Raw genomic sequence first — 16,700 nt, forward strand, 5'->3', positions numbered from 1 at the left:
GCGCGGGGCCACCGGTGCCGCATACGCCGTGGTGGCAGCGAGACGGGGTGATCAGCCGGATCTTGGCGCTGGCGGGTGTCGCGGTGACGTTGATCGGCGTCGCGATGCTCCTGGTTCTGGCCGCGCAGGCCGGATTCTTCGGGCCGGTGCCGAGAGTGATTGCGGGAGCGGTCTTCTCGGCTGGGTTGTTGGCTGCGGGTATACGAGTCTTCCAGCGGACCGGAGGGCGGGTCGGCGGTATCGCACTGGCGGCCACCGGCATCGCGGGCGCCTATCTCGATGTCGTCGCGGTGACCGCCATCTACCACTGGCTGCATCCGGTACTCGGGCTCGCCGTCGCTTTCGGTGTCGCCACCGCGGGCGTCGGTTTGGCGATGCGGTGGCGCTCGCAGCCATTCGCGGTCCTGGTGGTGCTCGCCGCGGCGGCGCTTTCTCCGGTGATGACCACGCGGGTGGTACTCCTCGCGTTCCTGATCGTGTTGCAATTGGCTTGCCTACCGGTGCAATTGACGCGCAACTGGCCATACCTGCACGTGACGCGCACATTGCCCGCCGCACTGGCGACGTTCGCGTTCGTCGCGGGTGCGGTTCTCGGAACTCCCGCCGCTGGAGAGCGCAGTTGGGTGCTCGTGGCCGCGGTGGCGGTCGCGTCGGTCGGAATCACCGGGACGATCGTCGTCGTCCGGCACCGGCCGGCCGATCTCACCGCCTCGCTGACGATGGCGGCAGCGCTCGTGCCGATGCTGCTCGCCCCGGGGATGTATTCCGAACGGCACATCGCGGTGTCGGTAGCGTCGATCGCCGCCGCGGTGCTCCTGCTCCTCGCCGCGGTGAGCATGGCGCCGAAAGTGAACGAGTTGGTACGGATCCCGGGGCACACGGCCCTCGCGGCCGCCATCGCCGGCTCGATCGCTGCGCTCGAGGCATGTGTCGGCGCTACCGAGACGCGGACCTTGCCCACGGCTCTGCTGCTGGTGGCGTTGGCCTTCCTCGGCGTCGCGGGCCAGCGGACGTCCCGCCCGGCGGCTGGCCTCGGCGCGGCGTTCGCGGTGCTCGGCGGCATGGCGCTGCTGAATGTCGCGAGCCCGGAAGTGCTTGCCTCGGAACATCGGTCGGAGGCGAACCTCGGCGTGGCGACCGTGCTCGGCGCGACGCTGGCCCTCGCGGTGACCGCGGTGGCGATGTGGTGCGCGCGGCGATTGCCCGGACCTGCCGCGGGCAGCGCGTGGCCATGGATCGCCGCGAGCGTCGCCGGACTCTACGCGGTGACCACGACGACGGTCTCCCTCGGCGTCGCGACCGGAACGCCGAACGGGTTCCTCCTCGGCCACAGCGCCGCGACCATCCTGTGGATGGCAGCCGCGACCAGCGCTCTCCTGTTCGGATTGCGCGAACTCGCCGACGCACCCGCGGTCGCCAAACTCGCCTTGGGTTCCGGATTACTGGTCACGGCAGCCGCACTGGCCAAGCTGTTCCTCTTCGACCTGGCCACCCTGGGCGGCTTGGTTCGCGTCGCCGCCTTCCTCGTGGTCGGCATTCTGCTGCTCTTGGCAGGCACCCGCTATGCCCGCGCCTTCGCCGACGCGGGAACGGGGAGCGCACCTGATGGCACCGCAACGACTGTCACGAAGCGAACGGAAAAGCCCGACGACTCCGGTCGAGCGAGCTGACTTACTCATGACCCGGTCTTCGCAGTGGCCCAGATCGTCGCCACGCTCACCGGGAACGTACGAACGCGAGAGATCGCTGCGCGATCGCTTGCACCGCGTGAGCGAGATCGGCACCGTGTTCGCCGCCGAACACTGGGCTGTGAACTGGGCCGAGTGCTGCGCGGCTACGAACAGGCGAACGCGTGCTCGAGCGCCTTCGTGCTCTGCTCGCAGGACAGCTCGCGCGGCAGGGTCTGGCCGATGGTGCTACGCAGCGCGCTGAGCGGGAACCGCTGGGCCATGGTCGATTTCAACGACTACTGTGCGGCGGCTTCTCGTTGCCGTGGCGACCGCTCACTCGCGGTCGCGGCGGCGCAATAGTTCGTTCACGCTCACCGTGCGACCGTCGCCGCCGTGGTGCCTGCCTTCCTCGGGAGCCCGGCCGATGTGGCGGCGGGAGGAGCGCAGTTCGGCCATCCAGCTCTCGATGCTGCTGCGGTTGGTGGTGTCCGGTCCGTTGTACGGCTCCGCGGGGGCCTCGGGTTCGGGTGCGCGGTGCGCGGGGCCGTCGGAAGCGGCCGGAGCCTCGGGCGGCAGGTGGCGCGCCGGACCGGGCGCGTCGGGTCGCTGCTGTGCGAGATCGACGGTGTGTTCCTGCGAGATGCCCATAAGCGGGCGTGGTTCCGGTGCGTGGGTCGGGCGCGGGGCGGGTGGCGTGATCGGTGAGACGGCGGGTCGCGGGCTGTGCTCGGGCAGGGTCACCGACGGCACACCGGCGAGCGATGCGTTCGGGTCCTGCGGCAGGCCGGAGGGCGGCACCGGTCGCGACGGGTGCACGGGCGGTGACGGCGGCCGTTGCTCCGCCTGGCCGGGCGAGCGAGGATCGTTCGGAACCTGCGAAATCCGCCGCGGGCGAATCGGTTCACCCTGCGGTGGTGTGGGATTCCGTGGTGGTTCCGTGCGTGGCCTGGCCGGCTCGAGCGGCGGCGGCGCGGGGGCCGGCGGCGGTGCGGGCGACGGAGGTACCCGGTCCAGCCGCCTGGTCGGCGCCTCGGCCTCGATCTCGGCGACCGTGCGCGGCTTGCGCCTGCGCGGCACTTTGTTGGCAGCGGTGACGGCGGGGATCTGCATGGTCACCGGATCGGTGATCGGCGTGGTCTTCACCAGGTCGACGACATCGCTACCGCCGACGCGCTCGTCATCGAGGATGGGCTCACCGAGCCCGACCTTCTCCTGCACCTTCTTCATCCAGGCAGGCGCCCACCAGCAGTCGTCGCCCAGGAGCTTCATGGTGGCCGGGACGAGCAGCATGCGCAGCACGGTCGCGTCGATGAACAGCGCGGCGATCATGCCGTAGGCGATGTACTGCATCATCACCAGGTCGGAGAAGGCGAACGCACCGGTGACGACGAGCAGGATCAGCGCGGCCGCGGTGATGATCCGGCCGGTCTGCGCGGTGCCGATCCGCACCGCCTCGGTGGTGCTCGCGCCTTGGGCGCGCGCCTCGACCATGCGCGACATCAGGAACACTTCGTAGTCGGTCGACAGGCCGTAGATGATCGCGATGATCAGCACCAGCACCGGCGACATGATCGGCTGCGGAGTGAAATTCAACAGCCCCGCGCCGTGGCCGTCGATGAAGATCCAGGTGAGGATGCCGAGCGTGGACCCGAGACCGAGGGCGCTCATCAGCGCGGCCTTGATCGGCAATACCAGCGAGCCGAAGGTCAGGAACATCAGCAGCGTCGTCACGAACAAGACGAGCGCGATCATCAAAGGCATCCGGCCCAGCAGCGCGTTGATGCTGTCCTTCTGGATCGTCGGCTGACCGCCCACCAGCATGGTGACGCCGTCGGGCAACTCCAGCGAGCGGAGGTAATCGATGGTCGGATCGGCGTCCTGCGAATTGGTCAGGGTGACGGACGTGTTGTAGATGGTCTTGTCGTTGGGAGCCGTGCTGGGCGGATAAGCGAATTCGCCGGCCAGCCCGGGCGCTTTGCTCGCCTCCTTCACCACCTTGGCTACCTGGGGAGCGCGGCTGGGATCGTCGACTAGGAAAACCAGTTCGATCGGATCCGATTTGCGCAGCGGAAAGATCGTGTCGAACTCTTTCTGCGCCAAGCGGGTCGGATTGTCCGGCGGCAGATACCGCTCGTTGATACCGCCGAAGCTCAGATTCTTGACCGGGATGATCAGCAGCAGCAAGAGGATGCACAGCGGGATCGCGATCTTGAGCGGGTGCTTCATCACCCAGCGGGTGGAGCGCCCCCAAATGCCGTTCTCCACCTCATCCGCGGTCTTGGTCTGGCGGAACCGCTTGAGGCCGAGCAGGTCGACCCGCTTGCCCAGCACCGACAGCATGGCGGGCAACACGGTGATCGAGGTCAGCGCCGCGAGCGAGACCGTCGCGATGGCGCCGTAGGCCACCGATTTCAGGAAGCCTTGTGGAAACAGCAACATGCCGCCGAGGCTGGCGACGATCATCGTGGCGGAGAACACCACCGTGCGGCCCGAGGTCATCACCGTTCGGCGGACGGCCGTTCTGGTGTCGTATCCCTCGGCGAGTTCCTCGCGGAAACGACTCACTATGAACAAGCCGTAGTCGATGGCCAGCCCCAAGCCGATCATCGAGACGACCGGCGAGACGAACGAATTCACCTCGGCGAACTCGGTGATGAACCGGACGATGCCCCATGCGCCGATCACAGTGAGACCGCCGACGATCAGCGGCAATCCGGCGGCGACGATGCCGCCGAAGACGAAGAACAGCAGCACGGCCACCGCCGGAATGGCGAGGATCTCCATGCGCTTCTGGTCGTCGGCCATGGTGTCGTTCAGCGTGCCCGCCACGGCCTGCAGACCCGTCACCTGCACATCCACGCCGGGAATGAAGAAGACGTTCTTCACCTTCCGGTAGTTGCGCACCATCTCGGTGTCGTTGTCGCCCTTGATGGCGACGGAGGCGAAGGCGTACTTCTTGTCCTTGGAGCCGAAAACGGAGGCCTGGACCGGAATGTTCGCGTTGTTCCGCCAGTAGACACCGTTGATCTGGGTGATCTCGTCGGGATGCTCGCGGGGCAGACTCGCCAGATTGTCGAGGATCTTGCCGCTGAATTCCGGATCGTCGATGGTCTTGCCGTCCGGCGCCGTGTACAACACGATGACGTCGGATTTGTGATCTCGTTCGAACGCACCGTCTTTGATTCGCGCCGCGCGCGCCGACTCCGAGGTCGGATCATCCCACCCGCTGGAGCTGAGGTGGTCCTCCAACCCGAGGCCGTAGCCACCGAGAGCCAGAAGACCGGCCACGACCACGCCGATGACGGCGAATCGCAGCCGGTATACCAGATCGCCCCAGCGTGTGAACACTAAGCGACTCCTTGGGCGGGGCGAGAGGTGAGCAGTGCCGACAGCGGCCGGAACGGCTGCAGCCAGGCACCCTCGTCGGGCAGCGAGTCGAGGCTCACCCGGGGCAGCGGTTCACGGAACACGCCCGGTATGTCCTCGAGGTCGATGAATTCGAGAGTATCGGATGTGACGGCCCAACTCGCGTGCTCGCGGAAGCCGAGCACCTGAACCGGCACTCCTTTGGCGGCGAGCGCCTCCAGCGGTTCGCGAAACGCCTGGCCGTCGGCGGAGGCGACCATGATGCCCGCCAAGCCCGCTCCGCGGCTGCGTAAGGCGATATGCGCCAGCATGTCGGCGTCGACGTCGGAGTCCTCGTCGATCTTCGGTTTGGCGAAGACCGCGTAGCCGACGTTGCGCAGCGCCTCCACCCAGGGCCGCACGACGTCGGCGGTGCCGGGCGCGATGTTGGTGAAGACGGTGGCCTCGGGTTCCACCCGATGCACCGCGCCCACCGACAGTTCCGCGGTCCGGGCCAGCAGCCAGCGGCCGAGCGCGTCGAACCGCGGTCGGTAGGCGGCGGTCGGACGACCGCCCAGAATGGCGCCGAGGCCCATGTCGAGGTTCGGGGCGTCCCACACCAACAGGACGCGGCGCACGTCCGGCCCCGCGCTGCCCAGACCTTCCGCTCCGCCGCCGTGCACCTCCCCGGCAACATCGACTACTTCGTGGGCCATTTCACTGACGCTCATCGGTCGATCTTCCCCCATATGAGCTCCGTGATGGCGCTACCGGCGCGATGTGCCTTGCCCTCGAATTTCGTGACGGGCCGCTCGAAACCGATCGGCGCGGTGGCGCGATGCTCCGCGCTGACACCGCCCGTCGCCTCGTTGAGACCCGAGAGCAGGGGCTCCGCCATGCCGACCGCGTGGATGTGCTCGGCATAGCCGGCGTGGTCGGTGGCGACGTGCAGCACACCGCCCGGCTTCAGGCGGTTGGCGATCAGCGCGACCGTAGCGGGTTGCAGCAGCCGCCGCTTGTGATGGCGCGCCTTCGGCCACGGGTCGGGGAAGAACACTCGGACGCCGGTCAGCGACTCTTCGGCAATCATGTTTTCCAGTACGTCGACCGCGTCGCCGCGCAGCAGGCGGATGTTCTCGATCCCTTCGCGCTCGACGCGCTGCACCAACTGCGCCAGGCCGGGCTGATACACCTCGATGCCGATCAGGTTCAGGTGCGGTTCGGCCTGCGCCATGACGGCCGTCGCGGTGCCCGTGCCACAGCCGATCTCGATGACCAGCGGAGCGTCGCGGCCGAACCAGGCGGCGGCGTCCAGCGGCTCGTCGGCGACCTCGCGGCCGATCGAGGGCCACATCCGGTCCCAGGATTGCTGCTGGGTGGCGGTCAGCGCGCCCCTGCGCGACCGGAAGCTGGTGACTCGTGGGTACAGGCGGGAGCCGGTCTTGTGCCTGGGCCCGCCCTCGGCCGGAGCCGAAGCTGTGGACGGCGGGCCCGGAACTGACTCGGCAGTATGGTTCGCGGCGTCGTTCACGGCGTCCATTGTCCAGCATCCGGCGACCAGTGCGGCAAGCGGTCGTGCACGGGCCGCTGAGCAGGAGGTCAGGCGGCGCGCGCGGGCGCGATCCTTGGCTCGGTCGGCCGTTGCTGACGCAGCGGCCTTCCGAGTGCGACCTTGGCCGCGGTCACCGCCATCTCCAGCAGTCCGCGCACGCCCGAGGGTGAGGCCGCGACCGACCACACGGTGCTGTCGCCCGCGTCGCTCACCGGTTGCCCGGCGAGCCGGTCGGCCAGCCAGTCCAGGCTGATCGGCGTGGACAGCGGCAGCAGCGAGAAGTGTTCGCTGAGCCGGTCGCGAACGTAGGTCACCGCGGCGCCGCCGCGACGGTAGCGGGCCACCTGTCCGTCGATGCCCTCGATGTGGATGACCTGGTCGTGAATGGGTTGCACCACCAGCAGCGGGCAGGCCGGCGTCGTATTGCCGAGCCGCAGATCATCGAACATCGCCCGCAGCTCCGGGGTGTCGAGTACCTCGGCGAGCGGGCGGTCGAGGAAGTCGTCCACCTTCTTGCCCGCCAGCCCGAGGATCGCGCCGACCGGCGTCGCGTTCTCGGCGCGGACGACGAACCGGTGGCCGTCCGGGTTGAGCTCGTTGTCGATCAGCGAGCTCAACGCGGGATACAGCCTGCGCAGGGCGGCGATGACGATGGCGGGCAGACCCGCGAAGGGCGTGCCGTTGAGCCGGTCGAAGACCTGGCGCGGATCGCCGACCGGGGCGCCGAGCACCGCGCCGACGATGTCGAGTTCGGGGGCATAGGTCGGGGCCATCTCGACCGTCCACGAGCTGGCCATGCCGCCGCCGGAGTAGCCCCACACCGCGACGCGGGTTTCCGGGCCGAGCCCGAGGGGGTCGAAGCGCAGGGCGGCGCGGATGCCGTCGAGCGCGCGGTAGCCGGGCTCGCGCGGCGCGCCGAAGTTCCCGTGCGGTCCCTCGTGGTCGGCGATGCTCACGGCCCAGCCGCGCCGCAGCGCGTTCGCGACCAGGAGCCATTCGAACTGGGTGATCGAACCGAGCGCCCGCGAGCCGTGACGCAGCGCGTAGGACGGCGAGCATTTCTCGGTCACGGCGTCCATCGCGGTCTGGAAGGCCAGCAGCGGGCGATCCTCGTCCGGTGCCGCGCCGATCGGAAGCAGGACGGTGGTGATCGCCGCTTCCGGCGCCCCGTGCAGATCAGAGCTGCGGTAGAGTAACTGCCAGGCCGAGACCTGTTGCGGGACAATTCCGAACAGCGCCACTTCGATCTTCCTGCTGCGCAGGATGGTGCCCGGCGCCTTGGCCGCGAACCCTTTCGGCGGTCGATGGAACGGGTCCGTGCTGGGCAGCAAGGGCTTGCGGTCCGCGGGACAGGCGGGCTCCCGGTCGACAGCGCCGATGACATTCGCGGTCATCGCAACCTCCTCATCTTCGAGGTCGGTTGCCGCATGCGAAAGTTCAAGCTGCGCACCGGTTATGGTGCCGACCACTTCTGCAGGGTAAGTGACCGACCGGGCGTCTGGGAACCCCGCGGTACACGGCGTTCCCGGCACTAGACTCCCCGGCATGAGCAGACCGACAGTATTCATCACCGGCGCGGCGGCGGGCATCGGGCGGGCCACGGCCTTGCTTTTCGCTGCGCAGGGATACCAAGTCGGGGCTTACGACATCGATGAAGTCGGGCTGACCAGGCTTTCCGGTGATATCACAGCCAAGGGTGGCGTAGTTAACACGGGTGTACTCGATGTGACGAACGCCACGCAGTGGGCGGAGCGGCTCGCGGAGTTCCACGCCGCGACGGGACGACTGGACATCCTGGTCAACAACGCCGGGATCCTGCGCGCGGGGCCGTTCGAGGAGATCGACATCGCCGCCCATCGGGCGATCGTGGAGGTCAACGTGGTGGGCGTGCTCACCGGGACACACAGTGCGTTCCGGTACCTGCGCGACACGCCGGGCGCGCAGGTGGTCAACCTGTGCTCGGCTTCGGCGATCTACGGCCAGGCCGAACTCGCGAGCTACGGTGCGACCAAGTCCGCCGTCAAGAGCTTCACCGAGGCGCTCGACCTGGAATGGGAGCGCCACGACATCCGGGTGCTCGCGATCTGGCCGCTGTTCGTGGCCACGGCCATGGTGGACGGCGTGACCACCGGGACGACGAAATCGCTGGGCGTGCGGCTGACCGCCGACGACGTCGCGGCCGGGATCTGGGAGGGCACCCGCAAGCGCGCCCGGCTGCCGAAGGTGCACTACGAGATCGGCACGCAGGCGAAGCTGCTCGCGACGGTGGGGAAGTACGCGCCGAACTGGATGGTGCGCACCGCCAACAAATACTTCAGTGGCAGCTGAGCCCGTCGAACCTGCCCGGCGAGCCGACTTCTGACACAATTGCGCACCGTAAAAGGGGGTGTGTGCAGCATGCCGACAGCCACTGATTCCGATGGGCCGCTGCGGGAGCGCGGCGTGCCGACGTCCGCGCACGATCAGCTCGACAAAATGCTCGCCGAGCTGCGCTTCGGCACCGGGCGGGATCCGCAGACCGGGTACGCCGCGGCGGCGGCCGTCAGCGCATGGCGCAAACCGCCGCGCATCCAGGTGACCGGGCGCGCGCACGCGGGGCGGACAACGGTGCTGCACGCGCTCGCGCTCATGTCCGCGGTGGAGACCGATCCGGTGGACCGGCCGGATGCGCCCGACCCCGACCTCGACGCCGACATCGTCGTCTACGTGCTGTCGGCCGCGCCGACGCCCGCCGATGGGAGGGTGCTGGCCACGCTGCCGCCACAGCGCACGATCGCGGTGCTGAACAAAGCCGACGCGATCGGCTCTCGCTGGGGCGATGCCGTGGCCGCGGCCCAGCAGTACGGCAGCCGGCTGCGGATTCCGGTGGTTCCGGTGGTCGCCTCGCTCGCGATGCGCACCAGGGCGGGCGCGCTGACCGGCGCGGAGCTGGACCTACTGCGCAAACTCGCCACCGAAGCCGACCCCGCGTTGCTCCTCGCGCCGGACCTCTTCGTCGCACCGGGGCCGGATGCCGCCGAGCGCGAGGAACTGCTGCGCCGCTGGGATCTGTACGGCGTGGCCTGCGCGTGCACGGCCCTCCGGCACGATCCGGATCTCGCTCCGCAGGCGCTGCTGCAGATCTTGCATGCGGCCAGCGGCATCGACGCGCTCCACCAGTTGCTGCACCGCCGCTACGAACAGGTGTCCGCGCTGCGCGGCGGCGAGCTGCTCGACGAGCTGGCCCGGCTCGCCGCCCGCGCGGTCCCGGAGGAGGGCGGCCGGGCGCGCGACCTCCTGGAGTCCTATCTGTACAGCGACGACGCCGTCTGGCTCGGGCTCTGCGCGGGCCTGGCGGGGCCCGAAGTGGCCCATCTCGCCGCGGGGTATCCCGCCCCCGCGCCTTCCGACGCCGACGATGCGCTCGCCCGTGCCACGCGCTGGCACGCCGTCGTCACCAGCGATATGCCCCCGGCCGCCCGCCGCGCCGCGTTGCGGGTGCACAACGGGTACGTCCGACTATGGGAACGGATGAGCAGTGCCGGTCTCTGAGCCGCCGGAATCGGCGTCGGCGAGTGCGGCTGCCGCGGTGGATCCGCCTTCTCGCACGGGGGGCGACTCCGCCGACGGCGAAGCCGAGCGCCCCGCGGCGCTCGTCCCCGAGCTCGCGGCCGTGGTGGAGCGATGGAATCCGCAGGGTATGGCGCTGCTGCGCGCGGTGCACGACTCCGGTGGCGCTCGTGCGGTAACGGTGATCGGCCCCGCCGACGTCAACACGACCTTGTTGCGCACCGAGTTGGCCCGGTTCGAACCGCGCCTCACGCTGTCCGAGCCCCGCGCCGACGCCGTATCGGAGTCCACCCCGCCCGCCGTGGCGTTGATCCTGCTCGACGCGGGCACCATCATCGGCGCGGACACGCTCGGGGTGGTCGATCGGTTGCGCGCGGACGGCGCCCGCCTGCTGCTCGCCATGAACGGCGTCCACGCCCACCGGGACTGGCACGCCGTGCGGGAGCGCGACCTGGAGTTGCTCGCCGCGTCGGGCGCGGGCGATCTGGACATCGTGCCGGTCTCGGCGCGGCTCGCGGCCGCCGCACGCACCGCGGGCGACGCCGGACTGCTCGATCGCTCCGGTGTCGGCGCATTGCACGCGCGGCTCACCGCGGCAGCCGCCGCGGGCGGTGACCGGCCGGGCGCGGTGACCGGCCGGGTCCTCGCCGACACGCGCCGACGGGTGGCCGAACAGGTGGCGGTGCTGCGTTCCGGCGCCGAAGCGGCTCGGCTGCGCGAGGAGCGCGCCCTCCTGTTGGCCGGTCGCGACGGGGGGCGCGCCACCGCGATGTCCACCCTGCGCGGGCAGCTGCACCTGGCCCGGGTGGACCTGATGACCGAGATCGGCGCGAGCATCCGGGCGCTGCACACGGCCGTGCGCGCCGAGCTGGACCGGCTGCGGCCCGCCGAGCTCGGCGGCTACCCCACTCGGCTACAGCAGTCCGTCACCGAACTGACCGGCGCCCTCGACCACGTCATCGACCAGCGCATCGCCGAACTGAGCGCCCGGATCGAGAGCACGGATCGGGGTTCGCCGACGCGGCGGCGCGACCCGGCCCCTAGGGTCGGCCCGGATCCCGAGCCACGCCACCGGGGTGTCGAAGATCACCTTATGATCGCGCTCGGCGCGTCGGCCGGTGTCGGTCTGGGTCGCTTGCTGGTTGCTCCGTTCTCCCTCGTATCGGCCCTCGACGTCGCGAGCGTGCCGGTAACGTTGCTGCTCGGCGGCGGTGCGGCGGCGTGGGTGGTTCGGGCTCGCCGCCAGCTGGCCGATCGAGCGCACATCCGGCAATGGGTCGCCGACGCGTTGGTCAACGTAAAAGCGCAGCTCGAGCAGCGCGTGGTGACCGCACTCGTGGAAGCGGAGACCACTTTGGCCGATCACGTGGTCCAGGCAAGCACCGCGCGAATGGTCGAGACGGATCGCAGGGTGGCCCGGCTGGAGACCGAATTGCGCCGGATGGCGGCCGAGCAGCCGGGGCAGCTCGCCGCATGCGAGCGCGACGTCCGGATCCTCGATCGCTGGATCTCGCCTGTTGAAACGAACGACCGATTGGGTACACAGTGAGGAACCCGATACCGTACCGGCCGTCACATCGCGTTAACCTCTATTCAGGAACTTGGGCGTCCGCTAAGTCCTGATCTGCCGCCCTCCTGGGGTGCGCGTTCGACCGGTCGGAACGGGCGCCTTCCCGCCAACGGTGGCGCTCGGTGCATTCGCGCTGGTCATGGGCCTAGGGCCAGGCGGCGGAGCATCGAACAGCCGCCCATCTCAGGAGAGTTTTCATGACGTCAGCGACCATTCCTGGTCTTCGTGGATCCGACGGCAAGGCGCCGACCGAGCACAGCGAACTACTCGCCTGGGTACAAGAAGTCGCCGAACTCACCCAGCCGGATCAAGTGGTGTGGGCAGACGGCTCCGACGAGGAATGGGAGCGGCTCACCGAGCAGCTCGTCGCGGCGGGGACGTTCAAGCGGCTGGACGAGAAGAAGAAGCCGAACTCCTTCCTCGCCCTCTCCGATCCCTCCGACGTGGCCCGGGTGGAGTCGCGCACCTACATCTGTTCGAAGACCGAGGCCGACGCGGGCCCGACCAACAACTGGGTCGACCCGACCGAGATGCGCGCCACGATGACCGAGCTGTACCGCGGGTCGATGAAGGGCCGCACCATGTACGTGGTGCCGTTCTGCATGGGCCCGCTCGGCGCCGAGGACCCGAAGCTGGGCGTCGAGATCACCGACTCCGAGTACGTCGTCGTGTCGATGCGCGTGATGACCCGCATGGGCGCCGCCGCCCTGGAGAAGCTGGGCGCCGACCGCCCGTTCGTGAAGGCGCTGCACTCCGTGGGCGCGCCGCTGGCCGACGGTCAGGCCGACGTGCCGTGGCCGTGCAACGACACCAAGTACATCACCCACTTCCCCGAGGACCGGGAGATCTGGAGCTACGGCTCCGGCTACGGCGGCAACGCGCTGCTCGGCAAGAAGTGCTACTCGCTGCGGATCGCCTCGGCGATGGCCCACGACGAGGGCTGGCTGGCCGAGCACATGCTGATCCTGAAGCTGATCTCGCCGGAGAACAAGGCCTACTACATCGCCGCCGCGTTCCCCAGCGCCTGCGGCAAGACCAACCTCGCGATGATCCAGCCGACCGTGCCGGGCTGGCGCGCGGAGACCCTGGGCGACGACATCGCCTGGATGCGCTTCGGCAAGGACGGCCGTCTCTACGCGGTGAACCCCGAGTTCGGCTTCTTCGGCGTCGCGCCCGGCACCAACCGCAGCTCCAACCCGAACGCCATGGCCACCATGGAGGCGGGCAACACGGTCTACACCAACGTCGCGCTGACCGACGACAACGACGTCTGGTGGGAGGGCCTGGAAGGCGAGCCCGATCACCTGATCGACTGGAAGGGCAACGACTGGTACCGGCGGGAGACCGAGACGCTGGCCGCGCACCCGAACTCGCGCTACTGCACGCCGATGGCGCAGTGCCCGATCCTGGCGCCGGAGTGGGACGACCCGCAGGGCGTGCCGATCTCGGCGATCCTGTTCGGGGGCCGTCGCAAGACCACCGTTCCGCTGGTCACCGAGTCCTTCGACTGGCAGCACGGCGTGTTCATGGGCGCGACGCTGTCCTCCGAGCAGACCGCGGCCGCCGAGGGCAAGGTCGGCACCGTACGCCGCGACCCGATGGCCATGCTGCCGTTCATGGGCTACCACGTCGGCGACTACCTGGGCCACTGGATCAACGTCGGCAAGAACGCCGACGCGGCCAAGCTGCCCAAGATCTTCTACGTGAACTGGTTCCGCCGTGGCGACGACGGCCGCTTCCTGTGGCCCGGCTTCGGTGAGAACTCCCGCGTGCTGGAGTGGATCATCGGCCGCATCGAGGGTTCCGCCCACGCCGAGGCGACCGCGATCGGCAACGTGCCGACCGCCGCGCAGCTCGACCTGGAAGGGCTGGACGTCGATCCCAAGGACGTCGACGAAGCGCTCGTCGTGAACGCCGACGAGTGGCGCAAGGAGATCCCGCTGATCGAAGAATGGTTCGAGTTCGTCGGTGACAAGCTGCCTTCCGGCGTGCGTGACGAGTTCGAGGCGCTCAAGCAGCGTCTGGGCTGACACTCCACCCAAAGTAGCATTCGCCCGCACCATCCGGCAGATGGTGCGGGCGATTTGTTTTGCGCGACAGACGTTTCCGTACCGGCTCGCCGTCTCCGGCCTGCATGACGTGGATCATGGCTGCCGAGGACGGGGGCGGTTACAGGATCCCGACGGCTTCGAGTTGATCCAGGATTTCCGACACTCGTGTGTGAATAGACCTCATGCCGGCGACGAGCGGCACATCGTCATCTGTGTCCGGAACATTGACGACGACGGTCGCCGCGAGCCGGTTGTCGAATGTGAGCTGAGACTGTGTGAACCCGGGGCGAAGCCTCAAACGGAAATGTTTGAAAACGGCTCCCGGTACGAGTTCGTGGACTGCCAGTCCTGGAATATCCACGACTTCGTAGTCATCCGATGGTGCGAAAATCAGCTCGGTCCTGAAGGAGTTGGTGACGAGCACCCGGCGGTGTGCGTCGCGGTCGACGAGTTCGCGGAGAAGTCCGAGTGGGTGATGCGTCGGCTGCGGATCGTTATATGGCTGATGGCGGAGAATTATGGCTGTGGTCGTGGCGTCGAATATTTCCGGAACGCATATCTCCTCACCCCTGCTGTCCGTGCTGCTCAGCAAGATCGGGAAATGCTCCGCGTGCGGGTAGACGGCGTGGTCGAGCGCGGCCCTCGAGTTGGTGAGCGCGTCACCGGTGATCAGTCCCCACTCGTCGGGCACCTCGGATACGCTCACCGCGGCTACCTGGCAATCGATCTCGTTCTCGTATTCCGGGCTCGGGGAAAGGTCGACCCGGACTTCGACCTGATTCGCGTCCTGGTATTCCGAGATCATGCGTTCGAGGTCATTGATGTGGTGTACCGCGCGAGCAAGCTTGTGCCGTGCGCTTGCGATGCCGGTGACACCGTTCATAACATCGAGCATACCGATCGGTCTGACGGGGCGGCTTCGTTATTCGGCGAACGGGGACATTCGGATCATGGCCAGGAAACCCGCCCTGTTGAGCCAATGAATCCGGCCTTTCGGCATCGCCTTCGCTTCCGCTCGGAATGCGGCGACGACATGCCGTGCGAACTCCAGTCGCGGGTGTCGCCGCAGCAGTTCGGCGACCCACTCGCGGTCCAGTTCCGCCAGTCGCGTCCCGAGTACGTCCACCGAGGCTCCCGCGGAGACGAAGCCGCCGGGGTCGCCGAGATTATCGGCGACCCCGGGCGTGATGTGGGCGGCGATGGCCGCGCCGATCGCTTCGGCCCGTTCCGGCGGCGCACCCGCGCCCAGTGCGACGGCGGCCGCCCGCTCGCCGCCGACCACGGCGAAACACCGTCCGGGCGTGGGATGTTCGAGTTGCAGGTCGTGCAGTAGACAGGAGACGTAGACGAGTTCGTCGTCGTAGGCTGCGCCGTCGAGATCCGCCAGGACCCGTCCGAAGTAGTAGGTCCGCAGCGAATGGTTCAGCACGTGCGGCGACAGCGACTCCCGCGCCTCGGTCTCCGCCGCGACCGCGAGCTGGGAGTCGGGTAACCGCAGACCGGCGAACTCCAGCCTCCCACGCCCCCGCCTGCCCAGTGCCAGCCGGAGCCGGTTGGGCGCCATGGCGGGCAGCGTGCGGGCGGTCGCGACGGCCAACGCGCGGCGTTGCTCTTTCGACAGAGCGCCCCCGGTGCGGGTGGCCCATGCCCAGTCGAGGCCCGTCGGTGCGGCCACGATTCCTCCTTCTGGTCGGAACTCGGTGTGCACTGAAGTCAAGCGTGAGTCCGGATCCGCGGCGAGTGGCGGAAATGACAGTATTGCTCGGATTCGTGCCAAACTGGGGACGATGAAGCAAGTCGTGGCGCTCGCGCTGGACGGGGTGATGGCCTTCGACCTGGCCTGTGCCGTTCAGGCGTTCCGCCACGGGCCGGGTAAGACCGGCGAACCGTACGGGTTCGAGATGCGGACCTGTGGGGTGCGTCCCGGGCCGGTGTGGACACCCAACGGCTTCGAATTGCGCGTGGAGCACGGGCTGGAGGCGTTGGCGGAAGCCGATGTCGTCGTCGTGCCCGGTATCGGTATCCCGACACTGCCCACCCCACGGGAGGCGCTCGCCGCATTGCGCGGCGCGGCCGCGCGGGGCGCGACCATGGTGAGCATCTGCGTCGGCGCGTTCATTCTGGCCGAGGCCGGGCTGCTGGACGGACGACGCGTGACCACGCACTGGGCCTACTGCGACGAGTTCGCCGAGCTGTATCCGGCGGTGCGTTTGGACCCGACGGCCCTCTACGTCGATGACGGTGACGTGCTGACGTCGGCCGGGCTGTCGGCGGGTCTCGATCTGTGCCTGCACATCGTCCGCCGCGAGCTGGGCGCGCACGCGGCGGCGGAGCTGGCCAGGTGGAACGTGACCGCGCCGCACCGGGAAGGCGGTCAGGCGCAATACATTCCGGACGCGCCCGCCGCGCGTACCGATGGCGGTCTCGCCGCGACGCTGGCCTGGGCGGTGGCGGAACCAGCTGCGGCGGTGGATGTTTCGGCCCTGGCCGCGCACGCGCTGATGAGCGAGCGCACCTTCATCCGCCGTTTCAAGGCGCAAGTCGGCACCACGCCGCGGCGGTGGCTGGATGCCCAGCGCACCGTACGGGCGCGCGAACTTCTGGAAACCACGCGTTTGCCAGTGGAAGTCGTCGCGGTGAAGGCCGGGTTCGGCAGCGTCACCGCGCTCCGGGCGCACCTGCGTGCGGCGACGGGCGCGACACCGGCCGCGTATCGCCGGTCGCTGGGCCGGTGAACGCACCGGGATGAAGTGCCCGGTACGGCGAATAGCATTGCGGGGGCGATGATTCCGTTGTGCCGACCCCGGCACTCGGGACTCCGGCGGTCGGATTGGTGTCCCGCATCACACTCGAGCTCGCGAAATTCCCACGGACCGATCGGTTTAGCCGGATGGGAAAGGGGGTAATGATCTTGTCGAGAGATTTCGTGTATTCGTAACCTATGCTTGGCGTGTTCTTCCTTC

At 68.7% G+C, this 16,700-nt stretch carries 12 protein-coding genes; 6 read left to right on the plus strand and 6 right to left on the minus strand.

Annotation, left to right across the window (positions count from 1 at the left end; genetic code table 11):
- The first annotated feature begins 47 nt into the window (after positions 1-47).
- On the plus strand, positions 48-1,670 hold the full coding sequence (locus ACWEO7_RS22505; RefSeq protein WP_452425859.1) for a DUF2339 domain-containing protein: 1,623 nt from the start codon (positions 48-50) through the stop codon (positions 1,668-1,670).
- A 333-nt stretch (positions 1,671-2,003) separates the two neighbouring features.
- Here ACWEO7_RS22505 and ACWEO7_RS22510 read toward each other — a convergent pair whose 3' ends face one another.
- Genes ACWEO7_RS22510 through ACWEO7_RS22525 form a run of 4 tightly spaced genes read right to left on the minus strand, consistent with a single transcriptional unit; the run spans position 2,004 to position 7,961 of the window.
- A complete protein-coding gene (locus ACWEO7_RS22510; RefSeq protein ID WP_452425860.1) occupies positions 2,004-5,018 on the minus strand; it encodes an MMPL family transporter in 3,015 nt (1,004 codons plus the stop codon).
- A complete protein-coding gene (locus ACWEO7_RS22515; RefSeq protein WP_452425862.1) occupies positions 5,018-5,746 on the minus strand; it encodes an NYN domain-containing protein in 729 nt (242 codons plus the stop codon). Before ACWEO7_RS22515 ends, ACWEO7_RS22510 begins: the two co-directional genes overlap by 1 nt.
- Complete coding sequence (trmB, locus tag ACWEO7_RS22520) at positions 5,743-6,555, minus strand: tRNA (guanosine(46)-N7)-methyltransferase TrmB (protein WP_355071330.1); 813 nt, start codon at positions 6,553-6,555, stop codon at positions 5,743-5,745. The genes ACWEO7_RS22515 and trmB overlap by 4 nt, the downstream gene beginning before the upstream one ends.
- Before the next feature lie 59 nt (positions 6,556-6,614).
- Positions 6,615-7,961: a lipase family protein gene (locus ACWEO7_RS22525; RefSeq protein ID WP_452425864.1), complete on the minus strand. Its 1,347-nt coding sequence runs from the start codon at positions 7,959-7,961 to the stop codon at positions 6,615-6,617.
- A gap of 151 nt (positions 7,962-8,112) precedes the next feature.
- Here ACWEO7_RS22525 and ACWEO7_RS22530 point away from each other — a divergent pair, with 151 nt between their 5' ends.
- From ACWEO7_RS22530 to ACWEO7_RS22545, 4 genes are all read left to right on the plus strand, one after another.
- The gene (locus ACWEO7_RS22530) at positions 8,113-8,895 is read left to right on the plus strand and encodes an SDR family oxidoreductase (protein ID WP_452425865.1); all 783 of its coding nucleotides are present in this window, start codon (positions 8,113-8,115) and stop codon (positions 8,893-8,895) included.
- A 69-nt stretch (positions 8,896-8,964) separates the two neighbouring features.
- Positions 8,965-10,098, plus strand: a complete 1,134-nt coding sequence (locus ACWEO7_RS22535) for a hypothetical protein (RefSeq protein WP_452425867.1) — start codon at positions 8,965-8,967, stop codon at positions 10,096-10,098.
- Complete coding sequence (locus ACWEO7_RS22540) at positions 10,085-11,665, plus strand: hypothetical protein (protein ID WP_452425869.1); 1,581 nt, start codon at positions 10,085-10,087, stop codon at positions 11,663-11,665. The genes ACWEO7_RS22535 and ACWEO7_RS22540 overlap by 14 nt, the downstream gene beginning before the upstream one ends.
- Before the next feature lie 218 nt (positions 11,666-11,883).
- The gene (locus ACWEO7_RS22545; protein ID WP_452425871.1) at positions 11,884-13,716 is read left to right on the plus strand and encodes a phosphoenolpyruvate carboxykinase (GTP); all 1,833 of its coding nucleotides are present in this window, start codon (positions 11,884-11,886) and stop codon (positions 13,714-13,716) included.
- A 139-nt stretch (positions 13,717-13,855) separates the two neighbouring features.
- Here the strand turns inward: ACWEO7_RS22545 and ACWEO7_RS22550 are convergent, their stop codons facing one another.
- Both ACWEO7_RS22550 and ACWEO7_RS22555 read right to left on the minus strand, forming a co-directional pair.
- Positions 13,856-14,620, minus strand: a complete 765-nt coding sequence (locus ACWEO7_RS22550; RefSeq protein ID WP_452425872.1) for a hypothetical protein — start codon at positions 14,618-14,620, stop codon at positions 13,856-13,858.
- Positions 14,621-14,659: 39 nt separating this feature from the next.
- On the minus strand, positions 14,660-15,412 hold the full coding sequence (locus tag ACWEO7_RS22555) for a phosphohydrolase (RefSeq protein ID WP_452425874.1): 753 nt from the start codon (positions 15,410-15,412) through the stop codon (positions 14,660-14,662).
- Positions 15,413-15,515: 103 nt separating this feature from the next.
- On the opposite strand from ACWEO7_RS22555, the gene ACWEO7_RS22560 reads away from it, so the two are divergent.
- The gene (locus ACWEO7_RS22560; RefSeq protein WP_452425909.1) at positions 15,516-16,472 is read left to right on the plus strand and encodes a GlxA family transcriptional regulator; all 957 of its coding nucleotides are present in this window, start codon (positions 15,516-15,518) and stop codon (positions 16,470-16,472) included.
- The last annotated feature ends 228 nt before the right edge of the window (positions 16,473-16,700 follow it).

It is taken from the genome of Nocardia sp. NPDC004260, from assembly GCF_053603155.1.